Annotated in this window: 7 protein-coding genes; all 7 read right to left on the bottom strand. The window is 59.5% G+C overall.

The features are described 5' to 3' along the window. Positions 1 to 252: 252 nt before the first annotated feature. On the bottom strand, positions 253 to 891 hold the full coding sequence (gene nth / locus D8U18_RS17760) for an endonuclease III (RefSeq protein WP_056853596.1): 639 nt from the start codon (positions 889 to 891) through the stop codon (positions 253 to 255). A 24-nt stretch (positions 892 to 915) separates the two neighbouring features. Continuing rightward, positions 916 to 1,503, bottom strand: a complete 588-nt coding sequence (locus D8U18_RS17755; protein ID WP_056853595.1) for an Rnf-Nqr domain containing protein — start codon at positions 1,501 to 1,503, stop codon at positions 916 to 918. Then, positions 1,496 to 2,107 (bottom strand): RnfABCDGE type electron transport complex subunit G, encoded by a 612-nt coding sequence (locus tag D8U18_RS17750; protein ID WP_131108103.1) that lies wholly within the window; start codon positions 2,105 to 2,107, stop codon positions 1,496 to 1,498. The genes D8U18_RS17755 and D8U18_RS17750 overlap by 8 nt, the downstream gene beginning before the upstream one ends. After that, positions 2,104 to 3,090 (bottom strand): RnfABCDGE type electron transport complex subunit D, encoded by a 987-nt coding sequence (locus tag D8U18_RS17745; RefSeq protein ID WP_056853593.1) that lies wholly within the window; start codon positions 3,088 to 3,090, stop codon positions 2,104 to 2,106. The genes D8U18_RS17750 and D8U18_RS17745 overlap by 4 nt, the downstream gene beginning before the upstream one ends. Next, on the bottom strand, positions 3,077 to 4,090 hold the full coding sequence (rsxB, locus tag D8U18_RS17740; RefSeq protein ID WP_056853592.1) for an electron transport complex subunit RsxB: 1,014 nt from the start codon (positions 4,088 to 4,090) through the stop codon (positions 3,077 to 3,079). The genes D8U18_RS17745 and rsxB overlap by 14 nt, the downstream gene beginning before the upstream one ends. After that, positions 4,087 to 4,656 (bottom strand): Rnf-Nqr domain containing protein, encoded by a 570-nt coding sequence (locus tag D8U18_RS17735; protein WP_131108102.1) that lies wholly within the window; start codon positions 4,654 to 4,656, stop codon positions 4,087 to 4,089. Before D8U18_RS17735 ends, rsxB begins: the two co-directional genes overlap by 4 nt. A 124-nt stretch (positions 4,657 to 4,780) precedes the next feature. Further along, positions 4,781 to 5,724: methionine--tRNA ligase subunit beta (metG, locus tag D8U18_RS17730; protein ID WP_131108101.1), on the bottom strand; the 944-nt coding region annotated here is incomplete at its 5' end.

Raw genomic sequence — 5,724 nt, 5'->3', positions numbered from 1 at the left:
TGCAGTCGGCGCTCCTCCAGCAGATTGTCGATGGTGCGGCGTTTGCTCAGGTTGGTTTTGGCTACTTCCACCACCGGCTCGGCATCGTCAGCCTCAACGGGGATGAAGTCGTCTTCTACGTCCAATTGCTCTTTGCCAGTGCTCATGTAGTTACTCCAGGCTAAGAAGGCCTTTGGGGCTCCTTATATCGACAATCTCCTGGCGGGTAAAAAAGATTTTTTCAATCGATGAATCGGTAATTCTAATAGAGCCTCAATCGTCCGAGGTCTTGTGCTTGTATTCACACAGGTCTTCGATACGACAACTGCCACAACGCGGCTTGCGGGCCAGGCATACATAGCGCCCATGCAGGATCAACCAGTGATGTGAGTCGAGCAGGTACTGTTTGGGCACGAACTTCATCAATTTGTGCTCGACCTCGACGACATTCTTGCCAGGTGCAATGCCGGTGCGGTTGCTGACCCGGAAAATGTGGGTGTCCACCGCCATGGTCAGCTGCCGGAATGCGGTATTGAGCACGACGTTGGCAGTCTTGCGGCCAACCCCGGGCAGGGCTTCCAGTTCCTCTCGGGTCTGCGGCACTTCACCTGCATGGCGCTCGACCAGCAACCGACAAGTCTCGATGACGTTTTTTGCCTTGCTGTTGAACAGGCCGATAGTCTTGATGTATTCGGACAGTCCTTCAACGCCCAACGCATGAATAGCCGCAGGGGTGTTGGCGACCGGAAACAGTTTTGCCGTGGCCTTGTTGACTCCAACGTCGGTCGATTGCGCCGAAAGAATAACGGCGATCAGCAATTCGAACGGTGAGGAGTAGGCCAGTTCGGTCTTTGGTTCCGGGTTGTCTTCATGCAGCCTGCGGAATATTTCCAGACGTTTTGCAGCATTCATGGGCAGTGCGTGTCCTCGAGGGCGTCAGTGTGAAGGTGTCGGGCGATGCCAGGCTTGCCATGCGGCGATTAGCAGACCCAGGAGAATAAAACCGCCTGGAGCCAGCGTAGCCAGGCGTAAGCCACCGTCGGTGGTCAGTCCCCAGCCTTGCCATTGCGCGTGCGTTGCAGCGACCAACCACGACAAGTGATGACCCAGTGTCCCGTAACCAATGAATTCGCGCAGCAGTCCGAGGCCGACCATCAGGGCGCCGAACAGCCCATACAGGCGCAGGCGGTCTCGCCAGGTGCTCTGAAAGAATCCGTTGTGTTCCAGCACGACACATTGCAAAGCAAGCAGCGCCGCATAGATCCCTATTTGATGATGCCATTGCAGCGACCAGACTTGTGCGCCGAGTTCCGCGCAACTGGTGAGCGTGGCCGAAAGCAGCACGCTTGCCCACAAATGCGTTGCCGGGAGCAAGCGTGGTCGCAAGATGTTCATGCCAAGGCCAAACGCGCTGATCACGACAACGAACATCAACCACAGGCCCAATGCGCTCGCCAGTGAGCCGGTGACGCCAATGAGCGGTGCGAGCATCAATGAGCACGGCAGCAACGATGTTTTACTCATGGCCGGCGCTCCCGAGCAGTTGTTGCCGATGCTCATCAAAATAACGCAGCGCGTCGTGGGTGGCGTTGATCACTGCTCGTGAGGTAATGGTCGCCCCCGCCATTTGATCGAACTGCCCGAGATCCTTTTTCAAGGCCCAGCCCTTGTCGTCAGGATCAAAACGAGACTTGCCGGTAAACGATTGGAGCCAGGCGTTGGGCCAGTCGGCGATTCGTGCGCCGAGCTCCGGGGTTTCCGCTTGTTTGAGTGTTTTGACGCCGATCAGCCTTGCGTTGGCGTCGATGGCAATCAGCAGGTCGATAGCGCCCGCGTAACCCAGGGTCTGGCTGCGCAGCAACACAGCGTACGGTTGACCGGCCTTGGTCGCTCGGTACCCGGCCATAAGGGTACTGTTGCCCAACGCGGTGTCCTGGAGTGTGAGCGGCTGTTCCAGCGGCTGATTGTCGTAGCTGGCATGGGGTAGCAGATCCAGCAGGTTGCGACTGTCGATCAAGCGCTGCTCGGCGGCGATGCGCGGCGCACTGTTGAGCTGCGCGAGATAACTCAGGCCTATGCCAAACGCGCCCAGTAAAACCAGGATCGCAACGCTCGACGCACGATTCATGATGCGCTCTGCTCCTGACGAGCGACTGCAAACCTCTCCAGCGCCGGAACGCAGAGGTTCATCAAAAGCACGGCGAAGGCGACGCCGTCCGGGTAGCCGCCCCAGGTACGAATCAGGTACGTCAACAGCCCGACCCCGGCGCCAAACAACAGGCGGGCTATGGGGCTTTTGGCGCCAGATACCGGTTCCGTAACGATGAAGAATGCCCCCAACATGGTTGCACCGGTGAGCAGGTGAAACAGCGGTGAACCGTGGGAGTCAGAGCCCGAGCCGTTCCAGCACAACAGACTGATGACGAACAGACTTGCCAGCATCCCGACCGGCGCATGCCAACTGAACACTTTACGTTGCAGCAAAAATGCGCCGCCGGCGAGGAATGCCAGGTTCACCCACTCCACACCGCGGCCGCCGAAGTGACCAAACGCCGGGTTCGCCGAAAACAGTTCGTCCATTGTCAGGCTTTTGTTGATCCGCAGACTGTCCAGTGCCGTGGCCCGGACCCACGCATCCGGTGCCTGTCCAAAGCCAAACACCTGTTGTAAAGCACTCGACAGGTCCATGCCGTGGGATGACGGCCAATGGGTCATCTGTTGCGGGAATGTCACCAGCACCAGAGCAACACCCAGCATCGCCGGATTGAACGGGTTCGATCCGACACCGCCATACAAGTGCTTGCCCAATACCATCGCGAACGCGGCGGCACTGACGGTCAGCCACCACGGACAATAGGGTGGCAGGGCCAACGCCAACAGGGTTGCGCTGACCAACGCGCTGCCGTCGCTCAAGCTGGCCCCGAGTGGTCGCTTGCGCAGGTGCAACATGGCCGCTTCGACCGACAATGCAGCGATGCCGGCCAATATCAGATTGATCAACACGCCCCAACCGTACAGCCAGAACATCATCAGTGCTCCGGGCAGGGTGGCCAGCAGCACCAGTTTCATGGCCTGCTGCAAGCGATCGTCAACTGACTCAAGAGACGGCATAGGCTTCCACCTGGCGTTCGGCCTCGTTGAGGGCACGCTGCAGGGCTTCGATCTGTTCGGCGGAGGCTTCGCTGGTCTGGGCTTTTTTAAGTTCGGCGCGGCGCATGGCCAGCTGGATTTTTGCCCGTTTCAACTCGGCATCGTTTGTCGCCGCTGCCGGACGCGGCACAGCAACCGGCGGCGCATCGCTTTCCAGTTGCGTCAACGTACGTTCGGCTGCTTCGAACTGCTGCTGCAGGACGACGAGTTGCGACTGCTGTTCAAAGGTGGGCGGATGGCCGAAAGCCTTCAGCGACTTGTGCAATTGTGCCCGGCTCATCGCGACGTCGATCTTGGCTTTTTTCAGCGCCGCATCGGCATTCGCCGTTTTTTGCGCGCGGACTCGTTCAAGGGCGGCTTGCACTGGATCGAGTGCGGCTTCAACGGGCTGCGGCGTTCGCTGCAAGCGAGCCTGGCGCTCGGCTGCCTTCTGTTGTTCTTCGCGTTGCAAACGGGCGTTGCGCTGTTCGAACCGGCGTCGTGCATGACTGCGCTTCTCGGCACGGGCTCGTTGATCGTCAAGACTGAATGCCAGACCACCGACAATCGGCACAACGGTCTCCATCGGCAGGGGACGCATCTCGATGCAATCGACCGGGCATGGCGCCACGCAGAGATCGCAACCGGTGCATTCGTCGATGATCACCGTGTGCATCAGTTTTGCCGCGCCGACGATGGCATCGACGGGGCAGGCCTGGATGCACTTGGTGCAGCCAATGCATTCGGCTTCGCGAATGTAGGCGATCTGCGCCGGGGCTGAACCTCGGCTGACGTCCAGTTCCAATACCGGCACGTTCAGCAGTTGGGCCAGGGCATTGATGGTTTCGCTGCCACCCGGGGGGCACTTGTTGATCGGCTCGCCGGCGGCGATGCCCTCGGCGTAAGGTTTGCATCCTGGGTGGCCGCACTTGCCGCATTGTGTTTGCGGCAGGAGGGCGTCGATGCGTTGAATCAGACTCATGTTTTGATCAGTCCGCTGAATCCGAGAAAAGCCACTGCTATCAAGCCGGCACCGATCAGGTCGATCGGCAAGCCGCGAAAGGGCAGTGGAACATCGTTATCGAGTGTGCGCTGGCGCAAATCGTTGAAAAGACTCAGCACCAGCCAGAAACCCAGACCGCAACCCAGGCTCAATGCCGTGGCATGGAAAAGACCGTTGTCGTCCTGAGCATTGAACAATGTCACTCCCAGGACGCCGGCATTGCCTGCCAGTAGCAACCACAGGCCTTCGAACGAAAGCTTGGGCATCAACCGCGCAAGCAGTTTGAGCAGGGGGGCGATCAGCAGGACGCTCAGTGGCAGAAAGACGAACAGGCGCAGGGCTGCCAGATCCAGTGGCACCAGTAGCCAGCGGTACAGTGCATAGCCGACTACGCCTGCCATCAACATCAGGCATGTCGTCGCGATGCCGAGCGCATGGACCTGCCGGCGCTCGCTGCCCAACAGCGGATCGACGCCCAGCGGCCAGTGCAACACGAGGTTGTTGATCAAGGCTGCACTGAATAGCGTCAAAAGCGTATCGGTCATGATTGTCCATATCCGCTGCCGGATAACCCTGTAGGTGAATCCACACCTGATGGATAGTATGGGCCAGACATGAAAATCCCACAGCCGCGCCAGGCACGACTGTGGGATCGATTCAGCGCAAAATCTACTTGATGCGCTGACCTGGCTTGGCGCCACTGTCCGGGCTGAGCAGGTAGATTTCTTCACCGCCAGGGCCGGCCGCCATCACCATGCCTTCGGAGATGCCGAACTTCATTTTCCGTGGCTTGAGGTTGGCGATCATCATGGTCAGGCGACCATCGAGCTTGGACGGATCCGGGTAGGCACTCTTGATCCCGGAGAACACGTTGCGTTGCTCGTCACCGATATCAAGGGTCAGGCGCAACAGCTTGTCGGCGCCTTCCACGTGTTCGGCCTTGACGATCAGCGCCACGCGCAGATCGACTGCGGCGAAGGTGTCGAAGTCGATTTCCGGCGACAGCGGGTCTTTGGCCAGTTCGCCGTTGCCGGCAGGTGCAGCTTCGCCGGTGTCGGTCTGGCTGGCGGTCAGGTCTTCTTTCGAAGCGTCGGTCATGGCTTGCACTTTCACCGGGTCGATCCGGGTCATCAACGGCTTGAACTCGTTCAACTGATGGTTGGCGAGCAAGGTTGCGTGGTCGTTCCAGGTCAGCGGTGCGACGTTGAGGAACGCCTCGGCATCGGCGGCCAGCAACGGCAGCACAGGCTTGAGGAAGATCACCAGTTGGCGGAACAGATTGACGCCGGTGGCGCAGATCGCCTGGACTTCATCCTGTTTGCCTTCCTGTTTGTTCAGCGACCACGGTGCCTTGTCGGCAATCCAGGCGTTGGCGCGATCGGCCAGGCCCATGATCTCGCGCATGGCGCGGGCGAAATCGCGGGCTTCATAGGCGTCGGCGATGCTTGGCGCGGCGGCCAGGAAGGCTTCGGTCAACTCTGGCGCAGCGTTGGTGTCGACCATCAGGCCGGCATTGCCCTTGTGGATAAAACCGGCGCAACGGCTGGCGATGTTGACGACTTTGCCGACCAGGTCGGAGTTGACCTTCTGCACGAAGTCTTCGAGGTTCAGGT

This window comes from Pseudomonas sp. Sample_10 (assembly GCF_004321495.1).
GTDB lineage: Bacteria > Pseudomonadota > Gammaproteobacteria > Pseudomonadales > Pseudomonadaceae > Aquipseudomonas.
Note: the sequence above shows the minus strand (reverse complement) of the source record. Positions and strands in the feature narration are given on the sequence as shown.